This is a genomic window from Planococcus sp. NCCP-2050, from assembly GCF_023708025.1.
Lineage (GTDB): Bacteria > Bacillota > Bacilli > Bacillales_A > Planococcaceae > Planococcus.
The window spans coordinates 204,727-223,526 of sequence record NZ_BRCX01000003.1 but is presented as its reverse complement, the minus strand read 5'-3'; the positions used below and the strand labels follow the sequence as shown (position 1 = coordinate 223,526).

Sequence of the window (18,800 nt, the reverse complement as noted above, 5' to 3'; positions counted from 1 at the left end):
ATTCGGATGCGGGGGCATCATCATTGTAAATTATTTAGAAAAAATGGCTTTGATTTTTGAGAACACGCCGCCGCTCTTCTGGTCCATCGTCATGAGTGGCACAGATTCGCCTAAAATACGGCGAGCGATGTTGCGGTAACCCATTGCTGCGCGGTTGTTCGGATCCATCACGACAGGTTCGCCGCGGTTTGAACTCGAGATAACCGTCTCATCATCAGCGACGATTCCGAGTAAATCGATCGACAGATGCGTCGTAATTTCATTGACATCCAACGCTTCGCCGGCTTTCATCAAATGCTGGCGGATGCGGTTGATGATCAATTTCGGCGGCTCGATGTTTTCTTCAAGCTCAAGGAGACCGATGATCCGGTCAGCATCGCGCACCGCTGAAATTTCAGGGGTCGTTACGACGATCGCTTTATCGGCACCCGCTACGGCATTTTTATAGCCTTGCTCGATGCCGGCCGGGCAATCGATAATGACGAAATCATAGTCTTCTTTCAGTTTCGTTACCAATTCTTTCATTTGCTCCGGATTGATTGCGTTCTTATCCGTTGTTTGAGCAGCTGGCAATAAATACAGCATGTCATCAAAACGCTTGTCTTTGACAAGCGCCTGGTGGACTTTGCAGCGGCCATCGAGAACGTCGACCAAATCGTAGATGATCCGGTTTTCGAGTCCCAAAATAACGTCTAAATTCCGCAAACCGATATCGGTATCGATTAAGCATACTTTTTTGCCTTGAAGAGCCAATGCAGTGCCGAGATTGGCGGTCGTCGTCGTTTTACCGACGCCTCCCTTACCTGACGTTATGACTATTGCTTCTCCCACATTAGCTTCCTCCTTTAAACGTTGAAATTTGCGGCCGTATAAATCGCAATTCCTGCAAGCGGTCGATGATGATATGGCCATTCGTATGTAAATAAGCACATTCCATTTCCGGCTGCTCGGAAAGCACCGTCAATTCATCGGTCATCGTTTCCAGCGCGTCATCGATTTTCAGATGCGTCGCTTCCAGCCATGAAGCCGCAATGACCGCTTCACGGTTGCCGTTTGCTCCGGCATGAGCCATTCCTTTTAGACGGCCGAGCACATATATATTGCCTCCAGCGACCACTTTCGCGTTCGGATTGACATCCCCGACCACGACTAGATCGCCTTCCGCTTTGACCACCTGGCCTGAACGCACAATGCCGACATAAGTTTCGGATTGGCGTTCCATGATCCGGCGGTTGCTTTCTTCGACAGTGATGACATCGCTTCTCACGCTCGACACCCGAAGATGCGAATTGCTTTGCGTGATCGCAATGACTTCTTTTGTCTGCGCTTCCGTGCAATACCGGTTCCCCAGATGAATCTGCACTTCCGCACTGCCATCAAGCGCAGGATCCGACACCTTTGCCTGCAGCTCCGTCAGCAGATCGGTGTAAGAACACTGGTCGTCGAGCTGCAGAACGAGCCCTTGTTTCGTCCCTTTGATATAGACAAGATTCCTCAAAAATGTGTCACCTGCGCTTTCATTAAAATAAGCCTTATTGGCCGTTGTAGCCGGATAATCCTGGACTGTTCTGGCGTTCGATAAAACGGGCCACGATCACCGATCTGAAAGCCCATCCCAAGATGAATAAAAACAGCGAATTCGCAATCATCGTCGGAAGCAAGCGGGTCTCCAAAAAGGCTTTAACCGGCATCGAAGCAAGTCCGATCAACGAAAAGAATTGAAACAGGACAAATTCGAAAAGCGCCGTCAAGACCAAAGTCAAAACAGTCGTGATGAATAAATTCCGATGGATCGATTTTACGGTGTAGCCGGCGATTACACAAACGGCCGGATACAGAAAAGAATATAAACCAATAATATCAATGAAAAAGACATCATACAAGAGTCCGAAGAATAATCCGTAGTACATTGCCCGTTTTGTATCGTAATAAACGGACACGAATATCAGGAACATGATCAAAAAGCGCGGGACGATGTAATAATAATCGCCATTCATCTGCAGCGGTGAGAAGAGTCCGAAAACAGGTTCAAGGAAAAACAGGACCAGGCCGATAAGCGGGATCAGGTAACGGATCATGATTCACCGTCTCCTGTCTCCCCATTATCTTCCCCGTCCACTTCCGGCGTCAGCCGATCAGCTATGACGACATGGTTCAGCAAGGTGAAGTCTGCCGCCGGTTTGATGTAAGCAAGTTTGGTCAAACCGAATTCATCGATGGCCACTTCCGTAATTTCCCCGATCACGATGCCTTTCGGGAAAATCCCGCCAAGCCCGCTGGAAACGACTTTTTGCCCTTCTTTAAGTTCGATTTCCGCATCAATCCGCTTCAAAAGCAATTCCCGGCGGTCAGCATCATAGCCTTCAATCAGGCCGAATACCGCTTTATCGCCGCCGAGCACCATCGCAGATACGCGATAGTTCGGGTTTTGAGTGGAAATCAATTCAACCGTTGAAGACAATTTGGTCACTAAAGTCACCTTGCCGATCAAACCTCGCGCTGTCATGACGGCCATATTCGGTTTCACGCCGCTCGTCTCGCCTTTATTGATGACGATTTTCTCTTCCCATTGATCCGGGTTCCGTGCAATGACGGTTGCCTGGATTGGATTATAATCCCGTAAATCCTCTTCTTTGCCGACCAGTTCTTTCAGTTCCGCGTTTTCAGAACGAAGATCCGTGACTTCCGCCTGGACCGTTGCAAATTCTTCCAGACGTGATTTCAGGTATTTGTTTTCTTCATATGTATTCAAAAGCGAATCCACGTTATCGAAAACTCCTGTGACAAAATGTGCGGGCCCTGAAAAGACCGATTGCCCAGCACCAACGGCATCTTTGATGATCTGCTCCGGCAATGACACATTATCCCGATCGCGCAAAGAAAAAGAAATCAAAGCGACGAGTAGGATAACGCCCAACAGCAGCAAGATAAGCCGTTTATTCGAAAAAAACTGTGGCATTAGTGCAATCCTCCTTATTTATGCGATTGCTGGCGTCGGATCTGATCCATATTATCTAAAGCTTTACCAGTTCCAATTGCGACACAATCCAATGGATCATCTGCAATTATAACAGGCATCATTGTAACATCTGAAATAACTTTGTCCAGGTTTTTTAGAAGCGCTCCGCCTCCGGTCAAGACGATTCCGCGTTCCATGACATCCGCTGATAATTCAGGCGGCGTTGTTTCGAGCGTTTTCTTCACGCCGTCGATGATTGCGGCAATTGACTCTTTCAATGCTTCCGCAATTTCGTCCGCTGAAATTTCAATTGTTTTTGGAAGGCCCGTCAAAAGATCGCGTCCGCGGATCTCCATTTTCAAATTCTTCTCGGCTTCTGTTGCTGCACGAGCTGAACCAATTTCCATTTTAACCGCTTCTGCTGTCCGTTCACCGATTGTTAAGTTATACGTTTTACGGATGTATTGCGTAATTGCCTGGTCCATTGAATCGCCGGCAACCCGAACCGATTCGCTTGTTACAATGCCGCCAAGTGAAATGACTGCAACTTCAGTAGTACCGCCACCAATATCGACGACCATACTGCCCGTAGGTTCCCATACCGGAAGATTTGCACCGATTGCAGCTGCAAAAGGCTCTTCGATTGTGAAAGCTTCCCGAGCTCCCGCTTGGCGGGATGCATCGATAATCGCACGGCGCTCAACTGAAGTGATGCCATAAGGCACACAAATCATGACGTTCGACTTTTTCCAAGTCCCGCCTGCCACTTTCATTGCTTCTTTCAAGTAATATTGAATCATTGCGGTGGTTGTATCATAGTCAGCGATAACGCCGTCTCTCATCGGACGGATCGCTACGATGGACCCAGGAGTCCGTCCGATCATATTGCGCGCATCGTTTCCGACAGCGACGATCTCACCTGTGCTTGTGTTTTTCGCGACAACTGAAGGTTCACGAAGAACAATCCCTTTATTTTTTACAAAAACTAACGTATTAGCAGTACCTAAGTCTATTCCTACATCTTTTGATCCGATTCCAAACAAGTCAAATCTTCCCTTCTTTATATGCCAAAAAGCCATAGTGTTTACACAATACCTTTCATTATAGCTGAAAAGTAAAGAAAACAACAGTGTTACATATAGCCCTTTTCATTCAAAGAAATGAATTGATGGTCACCAATGACGATATGATCCAATAGTTCGATTCCGACAATGCTGCCAGCCTCCATCAGGCGCTTCGTAACGGCGATATCTTCCGGTGAAGGCGCCGGGTTGCCGGAAGGGTGATTATGCGCACAGACGATGGAAGCAGCCGATCTTCGCACTGCTTCACGAAAAATTTCACGTGGATGGACGATGCTCGCATTTAAACTGCCGACAAAAATGGTTTGCTTATGCATGACTTGATTTTTGATGTTAAGAAAAAGAACCACGAAATGTTCTTGTTTGAGGGAAGTCATATCCGCCATCAAATAAGAGGCGGCATCTTTTGGGGAACGGATCGTATATTTCGTGTCAGTCTGTTTGGAGGATAAACGGCGGCCAAGTTCGATTGCAGCGAGCAGCTGGACAGCCTTTGCTTGGCCGATGCCTTTAATGGAAGTCATTTCTTCGATCGTCGCATCTTTTAAATGGTGAAGATGCTCGAAATGGTGAAGCACTTGGTTGGACAGATGCAGGACCGATTCCTGTTTCGTCCCGGTGCGGAGCAAAATGGCAATGAGTTCCTGGTTGGATAAACTCGTAGCGCCTTGGTTGACCAGCCGCTCACGCGGCCGGTCCTGCGCATGGACGTCCCGGATCATCAACGGCTGTTCAGAAGTCAGCATGGACATGGCTCCCTTCCAATGAAATATAGCCGGATTGTTCCAGTTTCCGGGCAAGGCTCGCAACCGGCAACCCGACAACGGTTTGGTAATCACCTTTAATTTCTTTGACAAATAAACCGGACGCTGTTTGGATCCCGTATGCACCTGCCTTATCGTATGGATCGCTCGTGTTGATATATGCTTCGATCCACGCTGAGTCCAGCTCGTAGAAAGTCACTTCAGTTTCTTCATAAAATGTTTGCTCGTTATCTCCTTGTTTAATCGCTAGCGCCGTAACCACTTCATGTGTGTTGCCGGACAAACGCGCCAAAAAATTCCGTGCCTGCTCTTTATCTTTCGGCTTCAGCAAGATCTCTCCGACAAGCACAACAACGGTATCCGAACCGATGACAACGGACTCCGGCGCCTGTTTGGCAACTTCCTTCGCTTTTTGAAGTGCACATTCGACTACATATTCCACAGCCGTATTGAAATTATCAGGCGCAGGTTCCGCTTTCTTACTCGGGATAATTTTAAAGTCAATGCCGAGCCCTTCCAGTAATTCTTTTCGACGCGGCGATGCCGATGCCAAGACAACCGGCTGATTTGCTTTGAATTTCATTTCGCATTCCTCCCTTTTTTAGCATCATACCGAAAATTTTTCAGTTTGAAAAATTTCTCCGGAATGCGAAAAATGATTTTTAAAGCTATAGGCCGAATCAAAAATAGGATTTGCCGCTCTATTTTTTATTATTCGCATATCCAACAGCTTTCAAATATTTATTTTGGTGCAAAGAAAAAAGGACGAAGCCTATGCTTCATCCTAAAAATCCGAAATACCAATCAAGCAGCGGCTCACCCCAGAAATAGACAATCAACGCGCCTAGCGCAATTGAAGGACCAAATGGAACCGGTGTTTTTCTGCCAGCTTTTTTTATTCGCAGTTGGAAAATTCCCGCAATCGCACCGATCAAAGAAGCTAAAAACAATGTCAGCAAAGTACCCGTCGTCCCAAGCACGAGGCCGATGACAAAAAACAATTTGATGTCGCCGCCGCCCATGCCGCCTTTTGATACGACCGCAATCAAGAACAATAGAAGGAAGCCGACGACGGCGCCTAAAATCGAATCCCACCACGGGTCAAGCGGGATGAAGAAACGGAGCACAAGCAAGAGAAGCGCAAACGGCAGTAATACTTTATCCGGAATCAGCATATAAGCGATATCTGAAACCGTGATAATCACGAGAAGCGACACAAAAAGAATCGCAATGAGGAGTTCTGGCGTGAATCCGAAGTCCCAAAATGAGAACGCAAATAATACCGCAGTGAAGAATTCCATCAGCGGATAAACCCAGTGGATCTTCTCGCCGCACGATCGGCATTTGCCGCGCAGGAAGAGATAAGAAAATACCGGCACGAGATCAAGCGCCGTCAGCTGGCGGTTGCATTTTGTGCAATGGGAAGGCGGATAAGCGATTGATTCCTTTTTCGGTACCCGAAGGCCAACCACATTAAAGAAAGAACCAAAAACCAGTCCGAAAATAAACGAAAACACTGTATAGGTGATTGTCATAGCTGCCCCTTTTCATCCGTTTTTTTGCATGGCAAATAAGCTGAATCCACTTTTTTTGGAAACAACGGTCTTCCTTTGATTTTGAGAATAAACTTAAGAGCCCTTAAATACGAAGCATCAGCCCAGCGCTAGGCCTATAATCATTTATTATGTAAGTGCAGGAATAACTAAACTGTCTCCTGTGAAAATCATCGTGCTGTCCAGTCCATTCGCTTCTTGCAATTCAGCTACTTTATCGGCATCACCGAAATATTCGAGCGAAATCGCAGAAAGCGTGTCGCCGGCTTGGATCTGATGAATTTGTTCAGAAAGGCCGGCAACTTGGAAGCTGTCTTGTGTATCAATTTTTGAAACGTCCACGCTTTCCTCGTCCGCATCTGCCGAAGGTGTCGAATCCGCTGCTGGTACTTCCACAGCCTCAGGCGTTGTCGTCTCTAATTCTAGGTCCGTTCCGTCGTTCTGCGGCAAAGGATTGCTTTTCCCAGCAGGTGCCGGTACCGCAACTTTAGGCATTGTATCTTGCAAAGCGATCAAATCCGGGCGGTAAAATGCGGAGAAAGTAAGTGACGCTGTTAAAGTTTCATTTTCTTCCGATACTTGCGTCACTTCCGGATTCGCCCCGAAATCGATTGCATCGATGATCATGATCCGGTCCATCGATTCGATTTCGCGGATAAAACGAAGGATGCTGCCGTAATCAGCGGCTTCGATCTCAACTGTCGTCAGCACTTCCTGGATATTCTCGACGCCTTCAACCGGCTGCAATAATTCAAGCGGCCCTTCCGTAAATGCGATCGATAATGCAAGGGTATCGGAAATCAATTCCGCTTGTTCCACTTGCAAAAGAATCAGATCAGTCAGCGGTTCCACTGAAACTTTCTGCTGCAGGTCTGAAATGCTGATTTTTTCGCCAACCGGCTTTGATTTCACTTGCGTCTCAAGCGCCATCAGCACTTCCCGTTCAGAGGACAATAACTGCTCTGCCTGAAGTTTTGCATCGCGGGCAGGAGTATAGATGCCAAAATACGAATAAGCAGCTAAACCTAAAAGGAATAAAACAGCCAGGACCACGAGCCCCATTTCTTTTTGTCTTCGAGTCAAACTGCTCATCGCAAATCCCCCTCCGTTTCAGCCGGAACAGCATCTGCGTCAGTTGCCGGGGCTTCTTCTACTGGTGTCTCTTCTATAGGAGTTTCTTCTACGGGTGCTGTTTCTGCCGGAACTTCTTCAACTGGCGGGGCAACGACTTCTCCGTCCACCACTTCGCCTTCTGCAGTTCCTTCTGCCGGAATACGCTCATCTACAAAAACAATCGAATAAGTTGCCAAATAACGCGGATTTTCAAGCATCGCGTCTTCCGGGATTTCTTCCCCTTCGACAACCGCTGTATCCACGGCTTGATTTGCTACAGAATCCAAGGTCGCAGAAGCGATCAAATCAGATGCTTTTAACTGCGTCAAATAATACGCGGCTTCCCGCGTCGTATCAAATTGCAAAGTCAATGTCGCCTGGTTAGGCGCTATGTAAGAAAAACTATTGAAAAATCCGCGTTCAGGCAAGATCGACACCATTTCGTTCAATAAAGGAACGGTATCGTATTGGTAGTTCACAGCCCAATCGACTGTCGCCTGCAATTGCTGTTCTTCGTTCAACCCGGAAGTCTGCTCGATTTCAGCACGCAAAATCGCTTGTTCTGCCGCAATTTGTTCGGACTGTACCAAATAATCATTTTGTTCTGCTGTATTGGCGCGAGCCATGAAAAAGAGAACCGCCCAAATAATGACAGCTACCAATAAAATCGAAAGTGCCGCAATCAGGAAAGCGGGACGGTCCCGTTCCTTTTGCGGCAATAAATTAATATCAACCAGCATACTTACACCTCTTTCAACGCAAGACCGATAGCACGATTGAAGCGTACAGGTACACTTTTCACTTGATCGGACGGAATGGAATCAATAACGAGTGGAGTGACAGGCACCGCAAACCGCTCTTCAAGGCGGGACTGGAACGTAAACCAGTCTTCAAACTCCCCGTTGCAGACGATATGCGTAATGCCGGCTTCTCCGCCGTTCATGTTGTAGCGATAAAAATTAGCTAATTTTTCGGATTCAGTTTCAATGGTAGACGTGATTGTTTCAGTATCCAAAACTAAACCGCCGAATGCGTCAAATTCCACAGGACGCATGAATAACGGATAATGCTCATGGAAAATCGAGACCGTCATTTTTGTCGACTGGATATCGATTAACATGATGTGCTCGTCTTTCTGGAAATCATGCTGCAAAAAGCCGAGGCGGTATAAGGCAAGCGGCGTAATATCCGCTACAACCGGATCGAGTTTTGCCCGGTCAAATGCGCGCTCGTAATCGGAAATCACCGATTCTTTTGAGGCAATGATGATCGCTTCCGGTTCTTCCGAATCCGATTCATAAGGCACGACATCGAATACAGGATCTTCGAACGGAAGGTAAAGCGTAGAGCCGATTTCAATGAAAAAGTGGCCTTTCAATTCATCGGCTTCAATATCTTCGGGGTAATTCACTTTGCGGATAATAACGAATTCGTCAGGGGCGAGGAAGCGGACTGACTTCTTAGAGAGACCCCACTGATCAACAGCCTTATCGAGAATCGATTCAAGCGCGTCGCTGTCCACAATCTTGCCGTCTTCAATGATGCCTTGCGGAAGATCCATCTCTTCCGCACAGCTCAGCTGAAGCGGCGAAGCCGACCGAATATCCACGTGCCGGATTGCGTCTTCTTCTATAGTAATGGTCACGACTCTTGCTTTTCTCGATAAAAACGATAAGGCCATTTTTTCAGCTCCTAATAATAATAAATACTTAGTCTTAGTCGAAAATACTAAAAATTACTCTTCTTCAGTGCCACCGGTTAATAAATCTCTCCCTTGGGAAGATAATGAGTCTGCTGTAGCGGTTACATCAGAATAAGTGGTACTTCCGGCTGTTCCCGTAAATGTAATTGAATTCGGAGAACCTTTAGTTACTGTAGCAGCGGTTACCCCACCAGAAGTTTCTAAATAACCACCCGTCGCTTCCAATTCGGAAAGACTTACTGTAGTTTTTTCACCATTGTCAGCAAAATAAAGGTTTGCTGCCGACAATACGTTTTGTGCATCCGAAATCAAAGCATCTTTTCTAGAATTATCAATAATATTACCAATAGCCGGTATTGCAATCGCTGCAATTATAGCGATAATAACAATTACTGCTAAAAGCTCAATTAAGGTCAACCCTTTTTGATCTTTTAATTTTTTTTGAATAAATTTTTTCATGAATGTATGCCTCCCATATTCGGTTAAATTGGTACTGAACGAGTACAATCTTATTATATCAATAGAACTAAAATAAACAATAGTAAAATCATAAAAATTTATAAAAAATTTACATCTTAAAACAACTTTAGACCCTACATATTGTCTACATTTTCAAACATTCCAAACATCGGCATCATAATAGATAGTACTATAGTACCTACAAGCAATGCCAAGAACACAATCATGAGCGGTTCAATTAATGCCTTTAAGCGGTCCGTTTCCTGCTCAACTTCTTTTTCGTAGAACTCTGCTACTTTTTCAAGCATATGGTCAAGCGCTCCTGTCTGCTCTCCTATCGAAATCATATGAGGAATCAGCGGTGGAAAGGCCCAATGGTTTTTCATCGGTTCTGTTAAAGATCCTCCGCGTTCAAGTGAATCCCGGGCTGCCAAAAGAACTTTTGACATGACGGCATTTCCGACCACTTTTTCGGTCATGGTCATCGCTTGCAAAATCGGCACCGAGCTTGAGAATAGCGAACTTAAGGTTCTTGTTAGCCTTGCTAAAGCCGATTTTTTCATGATATTGCCGAAAATCGGCACTTTCAAAACTGCTTTATCCAATAGCATATTGCCAGCAGGATTTCGCCTCATCATCCAATAAGTTCCGGCAATCAATATGACAATGAGCAGCAAGACATACCAGTAGGCGATTACAAAATCACTGGCCAGCATGACGAATTTCGTCAGCGCCGGCAATTCTCCGCCGAAACTCGCGAACATGTCGACAAACATCGGCACAATTGAAGAAAGGAGGAAAATGACGACTACTACAGCTAACACACCAACAATTGCAGGGTAAGTCATCGCCGAAATGACTTTTTGCCTCGTTTGATAGGCTTTGTCGTAATGCGTCGCTAAACGGTCCAGCGATTCATCAATATTTCCAGACAATTCTCCTGCCCGGATTAAATTGATGGTTAAGGGTTCAAATATTTTCGGGTATTTTTCCAATGAATCGGACAAGGTATTCCCTTTCCGTAATTCTTCATCGACTTCAACCAAGGTTTTCCGCAACGGCTTTGAGTCCACTTGCTTTGAAAGAATCCGCACCGCATCAACAATCGTTACTCCCGCTCGCATCAACGTCGAAAACTGGCGAAGGAACATAATGAACTGATCACGTTTCACCGGATTGCCGATCGTAATATCTTTTTGCAATGCCGTGGTTTCCACTTCACGAATATCAATGACTTTGATGCCTTCATCTCGCAAACGCTCCACTGCATCACGCCGGCTCGTAGCCACCACAATGCCGGAACGGATCCTCTTCCGGTCACGTCCTTCGTATTTAAAACGCGCCATATTCTATTCCTCTCCTTCCAGAAAAGGCTGTGCTGTCTGGCGGGAAATTTTCCCTTGCGAAAGGAGATTTTGAATCGTTGTCAGCATCATATGCATGCCTGCAGAACGGTTCGTTAAGATAACATTCGGAATTTGATGCACTTTTTCGGTTCGGATCAAATTGGCGATAGCCGTATTATTGATCATGATTTCAGTCGCGGCAACTCGGCCTTGATTGTCCGCAGTCGGCAGTAAGCGCTGCGCAATGACCGCTTTTAAAACGCCGCCGAGCTGTGTACGCACTTGTGATTGCTGTTCCGGCGGGAAGACGTCGATAATCCGTTCAATGGTCGATGCAGCACTTGAAGTGTGGAGCGTCGCCATAACCAAATGGCCTGTTTCAGCAGCTGTAATGGCTGTTGAAATGGTTTCCAAATCCCGCATTTCTCCTACTAAAATTACATCCGGATCTTGGCGCAATGCAGCCCGCAGACCATTTGCAAAAGAATCCGTATCAAATCCCACTTCCCGCTGGTCAATAATCGATGAGCCGTGTTGATGCAAATATTCAATCGGATCTTCCAGCGTAATAATATGTTTATTCATTTTCTCATTTATATGGCGGATCATCGCAGCGAGCGTTGTTGATTTCCCAGAACCAGTGGGTCCTGTCACTAGAATCAGCCCTTGATTAATCTCAGCCAAGTTTTTCAAAGTCGGCGGCATATTCAAGTCTTCAACTGTCGGAATATGCGTCGGAATCATCCGAAAAGCATGGGAGATCGACCCACGCTGTTGGAATGAGTTGACGCGGAAACGCGCAACACCAGGCAATGAGTAGGAATAGTCCATTTCCCCTTTTTCAAGAAAAACGTCCCATAGTTTCTCTGGGATTAGCGCTTTCCCGATTTCCCGTGAAAGTTCCGGTGTAATATTTTCATCGCCGAATCTCTGAAGCTTTCCGTGCATCCGAAAGACCGGCGGAATTCCGACTGTGATGTGGATATCCGATACATTTTTTTCCTGGGCAGCAGTTAATACTTTGTTAATATAATCATTTGGCATAATTAGTCAATCATGGCAACGCGCATTACTTCCTCTGTCGTTGTCATGCCCTCCTTTACTTTCATTAAGCCATCGTCTATAAGGAATATCGTTTTGTTTTTATTCGCTATTTCGCGAATTTCAGCTGCGGTCCCGCCGCGGTTGATTACATCTTTAATGGCTTCGTCTACTACTAACACTTCGTGGATCGCCATCCGCCCGCGGTAGCCGGTCATATTGCATTGCGAACAGCCGCGGCCTCTAGCGATGATATCGATGTCGAGTCCGCGCTTTTCAAAAATCTCTTTTTCGCGCATAGTTGCCGGCTGGATTTCCCGGCAGTCGCGACAAACCCGCCGAATCAGCCGCTGCGCGACAACGGCATTTAATGAAGCCGTTACTAAGAACGGCTCTACTCCCATGTCCATCAACCGGGAAATGGACGCGATCGAATCGTTCGTGTGGATCGTACTTAAAACCAAATGCCCTGTCAGTGAGGCACGAATCGAAATGTCCGCTGTTTCCTTATCTCGGATTTCCCCGACCATAACGATGTCGGGATCCTGGCGAAGAATGGAACGGAGCCCAGCCGCAAAGGTCAAACCGACATTCGTATTCACTTGGATCTGGTTGATGCCTTCCAATTGATACTCAACCGGGTCTTCAACGGTAATGATGTTCACTTCTTCATCATTAAGCTTATTCAAGGCGGCATATAAAGTAGAAGATTTACCCGAACCCGTCGGCCCTGAAATTAAAATAATGCCGTTCGGTTTTTCAATCGCATGCATAAAGCGTTCCATATTGGTCTGGTTAAAACCAAGCTTTGAAATATCGGTCAAGTTATTGCTCAAATCCAAAATCCGCATGACGACTTTTTCGCCATAGACCGTTGGAAGCGACGATACCCGCAAATCGATCGGACGGAAATCGACTGTCGACTTGATCCGCCCATCTTGCGGAATCCGGCTTTCCGTAATATCCAAGTTGGCCAAAATTTTAATGCGCGCGGTAATCATGCCTTGCATCAATTTTGGCAAAGTCCGTACAGTACGAAGTGCACCGTCGATGCGGTATCGCACGAGAATTCGGCTTTCTTGCGGGTCGAAATGGATATCACTCGCTTTTTGAGCGACTGCATTGGAAAGAATCTGGTTAACGAGCCGGACAATCGGCGCATCCAAATCACTCAGTTCTTCCTGTTGCTGCTGGGTCACTTGCGGCATTTCTCCAAGAAGTTCATCATACGATTCCTCGTCGTAGTATTTCGCAATCGTTTTTAAAATATCGTCTTTCGAAGCAATAGCCGGTTCGATTTGGAAACCCGTCGTCAAGCGGAGATCATCAATCGTGATGAAATCCATAGGATCGGTCATCGCAACGAATAATTTATCGCCTTCCGTTTTCAAAGGAACTAAAAGATTCCGTTTCGCGAATTCTTTTGGCACAACGTTGAACAGATTCGGGTCGAACGGATAGCGGAATAAAGTGATGTGCGGAATGCCTAATTGAACTTCCAGCGTTTCGATCAATTGCTGTTCGGTCACCAAGCCCCGCTGCAATAAAGCATCCCCTAATTTTTGGTCGTTTTGTTTCCCTTGCAAAGTTTCTTTTAAGTCTTCCTCAGTGAGCAAACCTTGCTCGATTAATATATCGCCTAGCCTTCTTCGTGCTGCTGCCAAGTCTACTCCCCCTCAAAACTGTTAAGGATTAATGATATTTCCGCCTTTATCATAAGTTGGATCGGATCCTTTTTCATTGCCAGACCCAGTTGAATGATCATTTTCTGAACCATCCGCTTTATCGCTATCATCAGTGCTTCCTGATCCGCCATTATTATTTCCGGATCCATCACCTGCTCCGTTGCCGCCGGTTTGGCTGCCGTCTGCTGAAGGTCCGGTTCCGTCAGATCCTGTATCCCCTATAGATGAATCCGTTCCACCAGCTCCCGCATCTCCTGTCGAAGGATCTGCAGAACCATCTGTTGATGGATCAGTTCCAGTTGAAGCATTTACATCCCCCGTTGCCGGATCTGAAATTGCCCCTTCTTCCGGAACTGTTTCTGTAGAAGCTAAAGGATAAACTTCAATTCGGTGAGTCGGGGGATAGAAATCGGTCGAAATCGCTTCAATTTCAAGCTCTTCCCCTTGATTTAGAATCAAGCGGCCAACGTTCAAGCGAACTCCATCAGCACCCGGTTCTTTGATTGTGGAACCATTCGAGACGAACGCACTGTATTGCTTGACCAAACGAGGCTTCACTTCTTCCTGCTCACCAATCTGAACAGAATACGTATAGACAAAAGGCAATCCAGTCATTGAAGCTTCTATAGCTGCCCCGTTCGTGCCGATATTTAAGATGAAGCTGCTGTCATTCGGATTGGTGAATACGAAGTCGATATTCAATGCGCGATTGATGGCCGCTTCCTGGCCCAATGGGATTGCAGCCGGCATTTTCGTGCTGATACTGCGTTCATCGATAATAAAGTTAGACTGTAGAATTACCCCATAAATTGCAGAAGCTATATTGGTCAATTCTTCATCTGAAACCTGTTGGATATCGAGTTCATCCAAAAAATTAATGAGCGAGAATTGCGTGTTTGGCGCAATCTGGTAACCATTCAGCGCAGCCAAGACTGCTTGGGCTCCTTTGCTTTGCAGATTATAGTTGAATGAAACCGAAGAAACGATTCCACGCTCAACATTTAAGTTATCATCGCTGATTGTTACGCGCGTTTCTGCTTGACCATTATGGAGAGCTTCTTCCAATTTTGCCGTAATGTTTTGAATTTCTTCATTGGAAAACATCACTGTTGGAAAATTCTCAGTTAAAAAGGTTTGGGTTGTTGCATCTGATAATTGGAAAATGAAGTTATTCTGAGATCCTGTTCGTGCTTGCTGGACCGTTTCATCCAAAAGAATTTCTGCATTATCAAGCGGATAATTCGCAGTCGCATCCTGGTAAGTCACAATAAGCTGGGCGGATTGTTTCCACGACTCGACTCTTCCTGCAAATAATTGCTTAGCTTCAGCGACTTCCATATTAGAGACGTCTGTTGCACCAATATAGGTGTTGTCTCCAAACTTTTCAGCCGGGAAAAACCATTGATCGACTGCCAAAGCTCCTGCATTAGCTACGCCGAAAAAAACAAAAGCAGATAAAATAATGGCTAAAAATGTAGTGCCGAAAACTTTATTGTCCATCTTACGACTCCCTCCGCTTCCGGCTCACATTGTCCATTCCCGCCGCTTTTTGAAAATTTTGTTCCAAATCGCCTTTTTCTTTTCGTGAAAGGAATTTCTGGCGCGCAGCCCGGCGCTCTTCAGATTTTTTGATTTTTTCTTGCTGCGTTTTCTCTAGCTGCTTCATATAAATCAAAGTGGCCATTAACGAAATGGCTACGATAGCAAGCAAGGACATATAAAAAGGCATATAGCTCTGTATTAATACTCCGATCGCCGCTGCAGCCACTGCTCCACCTATAATAGTCATCTTCTTTTTCATAGGGATTGTTTTGAATAATGTATAAGCTAATGCAAAAGCAATTGCAGCAAAGATTACTAAAACCAAAATACGTACCATAACGAACCTCCTGTATAAGTTGAAAAAATTTGAAAATAAGTTCTGTATAAATTCTATTGATTATATTAGGAAAACTCATTGTTCTCCTGATAAAATGTAAAATGAAGTAAAGTGTTTAGGTTGAGTTTACCACTTATCACTAGTAATCATACAAGATATTTGCTATAGATGAAAGTAGTTCTTGCATACTAGTCATAAATATTTTTATTGCAAAATAAAGTAAAGTGTTATAGCTTACAGGTTGAAAAAATGTTATATATAACTGTAGAAGTAAAATAGAATCGATAAAATGGGTATTTAGATTTAATTTACATATGGTTTAATTATAGATGAGGTGTAATATGAAAAATGAGAAGGGTTTTACATTAGTTGAAGTGTTAGCTTCATTGGTGATCATCTCAATCGTATTGGTTAGTTTTATGGTTATTTTCGGAAATACAAATCGGTTGGCTGTAACTAATAGCGAGAAATTGGTAGTTATTAATTTAGCTGACGCTTATTTGGAGAGAGTGAAAGTTAATCCAAATGAATTTATTAATAATTACCCCCCTGCACCACCTACTAGTATAAGCAATGGAAAAACACTTCCCCCATATAAAATCAATGATAAGTTTTATAGAATTACAATTGATGTTTCTCAAAACTCTTCTGAAGTGTCTTTGTCATTGTTAAATGTAAAAGTTTCTGTCCAGTCCACTAAAACAAACATGAAAAGTACAGTTGAAGGATATGTGAATTATAATGATTAGAGTGAAAAATGAGAGTGCTATTTCTTTAGTTGAAGTATTGGCAACCATTGTTATTTTAAGTATTGTCTCAGCTCTTGCTTATTCTTTACTATTTCAAGGGTACTCAAACTACCAAAGAATACAGGCCGAAACAGAACTACGAGATGAAGCAGATCTTATTATGGCAAGCTTCATCTATGAATTATTCACTTTAAAAACATCGGAGGTAAAAACAATTACTTCCGCCTGTACTAATAACTCAACTACTGATTCTTTTTTAAGCATTAAAAAGAATAATACTTTACCAATTTCAGATACAGGATTTAAAACTGGTAATGTATCAGGAATTATTAATCAATCCGCCGTTGTTAACGGTAAAATCGTTCAATTTAATAATAAAAATGTTAAATTGGTGCCTAATAAGTGTGGCGTTAAAATTTACAATTCAATTGTTGCTACTCCTAGCCCGAATCCTACTGAATCTGCACCAAGAGAATATACAATTAAATTTAGATTGGAAACATTTAAGGGAAAGACTCCCCATTCTTTAGATTTTGAAAACACGGTACAGATTATTGACGATACCAAGGAGGCTAAAACTAGTGCAACAACTCCGTAATGAAAAAGGCTATTCACTTTTATTAACTTTAATGCTAATTTTACTCTTTACTATAATGGGAGCAGCCTTAATTGCTATGACTTTTAATGGGCTTACACGAAATGAAATGAGAGAAAATACAATTCAGTCAGTAGACTTGGCAACTAAAGGAGAAGAATTTGTAGTAGCAGATTTAAATAAACAAACTAGAGATTATGTTAATGGGAATTCTATAGTTACAAATGAGTTGTTTAATCAAAATTTTACTGCATTATTAACTAAATATAGATGTGCCAATTTATCAACTAGCACAGAATTAAAAAATTTAAATGATAGATTAAAAACCGGTCTCTCGACAGGAACATCTAATATTTGCATTGAGTCATTTACACCTTATGAAGAAAGTCTAACTAAAATGGCAGTAACATTTAGAAGCACTGGTCTATCTGGTAAAAAAGAGTCTAGTGTACGATCTACCTATCTAATGGGAGCTCAAGAAGTTAAAGAAGCGTTAAAATATTCAGTTTCCACTTTTAAAAAAGGTAATGGTCAAGGAGGTAATTTAATACTTCATGGCGGTTCAGAACTTAAAGGAAATATTAACGTGGAAAATAATTTATTCATTACAAATTATAGCTATGGTTTAGGAAGGTGGCTTAAAAGCACTAAACCAAAAATAATTAATTCAAAATTTTATTTAAATAACGATGTATTCACTTTCAAGAATAATATAGTTTACAGTAATCAAGATCTTTATGAAAAAACAGAATGTATTTTTATATTTATTTGTGGCCCCTCAAATTCTCTGAACTATAACAACCATACTAAATTTCTATCTTCTAATGAACATTATAGTAAAATTTCAGTTCCAACTCAGGAATCATTCAAAAACCTCTTTTTAAATGGATCTGTGGTTGAGAAGGAAGAAAAGAATTTAAATGATACACCTTTGTTTTATGATGTAAATGATAGCTTTACTTCGTTAAATAACAGCAATTTTAATTTTTTTTCTATGTCACACACAAACTCCGAAAAATTTACAAGAAATAATAAAACACAATACTGGAATTATCATCTCATAAATTCAAGCAAAACCATCGACACTTCCAGCAAAAATCACCATGGAATCAGATACAAGGGAGATTTATACATTAAAGATGATCGAGATGACAAACTAAAAAAAGAAATTGTAGTTAATGTTAAAAAACCTATATACATCGAAGGGGATTTAATTATAGGTGATTTAGTTTATGATGCGAATAATGAATCATCGTATGACAAAATAACTCTAAATGGATCAGTAATTTTTGTTGAAGGAAAAGTACGAGTTCAGGGCGTTAATCTAAAAGCAAACGGAAATTTATATGTTAAAGGCGATAACGTTCCTACTTCATATACGAATTATAAAGAACAGAATACTACTTTAGGAACTAGGTTTTATGAGCTTACATTATCAGGACTAGACGGCACTAATACAGGAGAATTAATTGTCTTTACAAAGAAAGAAATGCAAATAGCTAATATCTCTGAAAACTTACCCACCCCTAGTACTATAGAAGGTTATTTCTATTCAGAAGACTCCATGGAATTATATGGGTTTGGTTCAAATCTAAAAATTGTTGGCGGAGTGTCAGCGAATAATATAACTATGAATGCAATGAGGGGGGATTCACTTCTTTCTTGTAATAATCAAACTTCATATCAAAAAATTGGCTCTAGATGTTTTGATGTAGAATCAAATCAGTTGCAAAAGAATACGAGATTAACAATAGAATATAACAAAGAAATCTTAGAAACTTATTCTCGAAATCAAAATGGTTTATTTACGAATATTTCGGAAGAAGATGTCATTGAAGAAGTTAGATTGCTCGATAGAGAAAAGATTCAATAA

General features: G+C 43.2%; 20 protein-coding genes. 3 read left to right on the top strand and 17 right to left on the bottom strand.

Features of this window, described 5'->3' with window-relative positions:
• Positions 1–30: 30 nt before the first annotated feature.
• The 17 genes from minD to NFU07_RS12560 form a co-directional block, all read right to left on the bottom strand.
• Positions 31–831 carry a septum site-determining protein MinD gene (gene minD, locus NFU07_RS12640; RefSeq protein ID WP_235198994.1) on the bottom strand — a complete coding sequence of 267 codons (801 nt, stop codon included), beginning with the start codon at positions 829–831 and terminating at the stop codon, positions 31–33.
• A 1-nt stretch (position 832) separates the two neighbouring features.
• Positions 833–1,498 (bottom strand): septum site-determining protein MinC, encoded by a 666-nt coding sequence (minC, locus tag NFU07_RS12635; protein WP_235198993.1) that lies wholly within the window; start codon positions 1,496–1,498, stop codon positions 833–835.
• Positions 1,499–1,532: 34 nt separating this feature from the next.
• Complete coding sequence (gene mreD, locus NFU07_RS12630) at positions 1,533–2,078, bottom strand: rod shape-determining protein MreD (RefSeq protein ID WP_251478657.1); 546 nt, start codon at positions 2,076–2,078, stop codon at positions 1,533–1,535.
• The gene (mreC, locus tag NFU07_RS12625) at positions 2,075–2,959 is read right to left on the bottom strand and encodes a rod shape-determining protein MreC (RefSeq protein ID WP_235198992.1); all 885 of its coding nucleotides are present in this window, start codon (positions 2,957–2,959) and stop codon (positions 2,075–2,077) included. The genes mreD and mreC overlap by 4 nt, the downstream gene beginning before the upstream one ends.
• 14 nt (positions 2,960–2,973) lie before the next feature.
• Positions 2,974–4,002 carry a rod shape-determining protein gene (locus NFU07_RS12620; protein ID WP_052651868.1) on the bottom strand — a complete coding sequence of 343 codons (1,029 nt, stop codon included), beginning with the start codon at positions 4,000–4,002 and terminating at the stop codon, positions 2,974–2,976.
• Positions 4,003–4,091: 89 nt separating this feature from the next.
• A complete protein-coding gene (gene radC / locus NFU07_RS12615) occupies positions 4,092–4,787 on the bottom strand; it encodes a RadC family protein (RefSeq protein WP_251478655.1) in 696 nt (231 codons plus the stop codon).
• Positions 4,774–5,388, bottom strand: coding sequence for a Maf family protein (locus tag NFU07_RS12610; RefSeq protein ID WP_251478653.1), 615 nt, complete (start codon positions 5,386–5,388; stop codon positions 4,774–4,776). The genes radC and NFU07_RS12610 overlap by 14 nt, the downstream gene beginning before the upstream one ends.
• Positions 5,389–5,584: 196 nt before the next feature.
• On the bottom strand, positions 5,585–6,340 hold the full coding sequence (locus NFU07_RS12605) for a prepilin peptidase (protein ID WP_251478652.1): 756 nt from the start codon (positions 6,338–6,340) through the stop codon (positions 5,585–5,587).
• Between the two features lie 147 nt (positions 6,341–6,487).
• Positions 6,488–7,450: a LysM peptidoglycan-binding domain-containing protein gene (locus tag NFU07_RS12600; protein WP_251478650.1), complete on the bottom strand. Its 963-nt coding sequence runs from the start codon at positions 7,448–7,450 to the stop codon at positions 6,488–6,490.
• Positions 7,447–8,211, bottom strand: a complete 765-nt coding sequence (locus tag NFU07_RS12595; RefSeq protein ID WP_251478648.1) for a PilN domain-containing protein — start codon at positions 8,209–8,211, stop codon at positions 7,447–7,449. The genes NFU07_RS12600 and NFU07_RS12595 overlap by 4 nt, the downstream gene beginning before the upstream one ends.
• Positions 8,212–8,213: 2 nt before the next feature.
• Complete coding sequence (pilM, locus tag NFU07_RS12590; protein WP_251478646.1) at positions 8,214–9,152, bottom strand: type IV pilus biogenesis protein PilM; 939 nt, start codon at positions 9,150–9,152, stop codon at positions 8,214–8,216.
• A 54-nt stretch (positions 9,153–9,206) separates the two neighbouring features.
• Positions 9,207–9,632 carry a prepilin-type N-terminal cleavage/methylation domain-containing protein gene (locus NFU07_RS12585; RefSeq protein WP_251478644.1) on the bottom strand — a complete coding sequence of 142 codons (426 nt, stop codon included), beginning with the start codon at positions 9,630–9,632 and terminating at the stop codon, positions 9,207–9,209.
• Positions 9,633–9,766: 134 nt separating this feature from the next.
• Complete coding sequence (locus NFU07_RS12580; RefSeq protein WP_251478642.1) at positions 9,767–10,978, bottom strand: type II secretion system F family protein; 1,212 nt, start codon at positions 10,976–10,978, stop codon at positions 9,767–9,769.
• Between the two features lie 3 nt (positions 10,979–10,981).
• Positions 10,982–12,022, bottom strand: a complete 1,041-nt coding sequence (locus NFU07_RS12575; protein ID WP_251478640.1) for a type IV pilus twitching motility protein PilT — start codon at positions 12,020–12,022, stop codon at positions 10,982–10,984.
• Between the two features lie 2 nt (positions 12,023–12,024).
• Positions 12,025–13,683, bottom strand: coding sequence for a GspE/PulE family protein (locus NFU07_RS12570; protein WP_251478638.1), 1,659 nt, complete (start codon positions 13,681–13,683; stop codon positions 12,025–12,027).
• Between the two features lie 21 nt (positions 13,684–13,704).
• Positions 13,705–15,204: a VanW family protein gene (locus NFU07_RS12565; protein ID WP_251478636.1), complete on the bottom strand. Its 1,500-nt coding sequence runs from the start codon at positions 15,202–15,204 to the stop codon at positions 13,705–13,707.
• Position 15,205: 1 nt separating this feature from the next.
• Positions 15,206–15,583 carry a hypothetical protein gene (locus NFU07_RS12560; RefSeq protein WP_251478634.1) on the bottom strand — a complete coding sequence of 126 codons (378 nt, stop codon included), beginning with the start codon at positions 15,581–15,583 and terminating at the stop codon, positions 15,206–15,208.
• A gap of 341 nt (positions 15,584–15,924) precedes the next feature.
• Here NFU07_RS12560 and NFU07_RS12555 point away from each other — a divergent pair, with 341 nt between their 5' ends.
• From NFU07_RS12555 to NFU07_RS12545, 3 genes are read left to right on the top strand one after another with little or no spacing between them, the layout of a single operon-like run.
• On the top strand, positions 15,925–16,332 hold the full coding sequence (locus NFU07_RS12555; RefSeq protein WP_251478632.1) for a type IV pilus modification PilV family protein: 408 nt from the start codon (positions 15,925–15,927) through the stop codon (positions 16,330–16,332).
• The gene (locus tag NFU07_RS12550; protein WP_251478630.1) at positions 16,325–16,930 is read left to right on the top strand and encodes a type IV pilus modification PilV family protein; all 606 of its coding nucleotides are present in this window, start codon (positions 16,325–16,327) and stop codon (positions 16,928–16,930) included. The genes NFU07_RS12555 and NFU07_RS12550 overlap by 8 nt, the downstream gene beginning before the upstream one ends.
• On the top strand, positions 16,914–18,800 hold the full coding sequence (locus NFU07_RS12545) for a hypothetical protein (RefSeq protein WP_251478628.1): 1,887 nt from the start codon (positions 16,914–16,916) through the stop codon (positions 18,798–18,800). Before NFU07_RS12550 ends, NFU07_RS12545 begins: the two co-directional genes overlap by 17 nt.

What these genes read in the sequence shown, in the direction of transcription:
- NFU07_RS12555 (WP_251478632.1), top strand. Translation starts at nt 15,925, where the DNA reads ATGAAAAATGAGAAGGGTTTTACATTAGTTGAAGTGTTAGCTTCATTG.
- NFU07_RS12550 (WP_251478630.1), top strand. Translation starts at nt 16,325, where the DNA reads ATGATTAGAGTGAAAAATGAGAGTGCTATTTCTTTAGTTGAAGTATTG.
- NFU07_RS12560 (WP_251478634.1), bottom strand. Translation starts at nt 15,583, where the DNA reads ATGGTACGTATTTTGGTTTTAGTAATCTTTGCTGCAATTGCTTTTGCA.
- NFU07_RS12600 (WP_251478650.1), bottom strand. Translation starts at nt 7,450, where the DNA reads ATGAGCAGTTTGACTCGAAGACAAAAAGAAATGGGGCTCGTGGTCCTG.
- NFU07_RS12585 (WP_251478644.1), bottom strand. Translation starts at nt 9,632, where the DNA reads ATGAAAAAATTTATTCAAAAAAAATTAAAAGATCAAAAAGGGTTGACC.
- pilM (WP_251478646.1), bottom strand. Translation starts at nt 9,152, where the DNA reads ATGGCCTTATCGTTTTTATCGAGAAAAGCAAGAGTCGTGACCATTACT.
- mreD (WP_251478657.1), bottom strand. Translation starts at nt 2,078, where the DNA reads ATGATCCGTTACCTGATCCCGCTTATCGGCCTGGTCCTGTTTTTCCTT.
- NFU07_RS12595 (WP_251478648.1), bottom strand. Translation starts at nt 8,211, where the DNA reads ATGCTGGTTGATATTAATTTATTGCCGCAAAAGGAACGGGACCGTCCC.
- NFU07_RS12580 (WP_251478642.1), bottom strand. Translation starts at nt 10,978, where the DNA reads ATGGCGCGTTTTAAATACGAAGGACGTGACCGGAAGAGGATCCGTTCC.
- mreC (WP_235198992.1), bottom strand. Translation starts at nt 2,959, where the DNA reads ATGCCACAGTTTTTTTCGAATAAACGGCTTATCTTGCTGCTGTTGGGC.
- NFU07_RS12605 (WP_251478652.1), bottom strand. Translation starts at nt 6,340, where the DNA reads ATGACAATCACCTATACAGTGTTTTCGTTTATTTTCGGACTGGTTTTT.
- NFU07_RS12565 (WP_251478636.1), bottom strand. Translation starts at nt 15,204, where the DNA reads ATGGACAATAAAGTTTTCGGCACTACATTTTTAGCCATTATTTTATCT.
- NFU07_RS12610 (WP_251478653.1), bottom strand. Translation starts at nt 5,388, where the DNA reads ATGAAATTCAAAGCAAATCAGCCGGTTGTCTTGGCATCGGCATCGCCG.
- NFU07_RS12575 (WP_251478640.1), bottom strand. Translation starts at nt 12,022, where the DNA reads ATGCCAAATGATTATATTAACAAAGTATTAACTGCTGCCCAGGAAAAA.
- radC (WP_251478655.1), bottom strand. Translation starts at nt 4,787, where the DNA reads ATGCTGACTTCTGAACAGCCGTTGATGATCCGGGACGTCCATGCGCAG.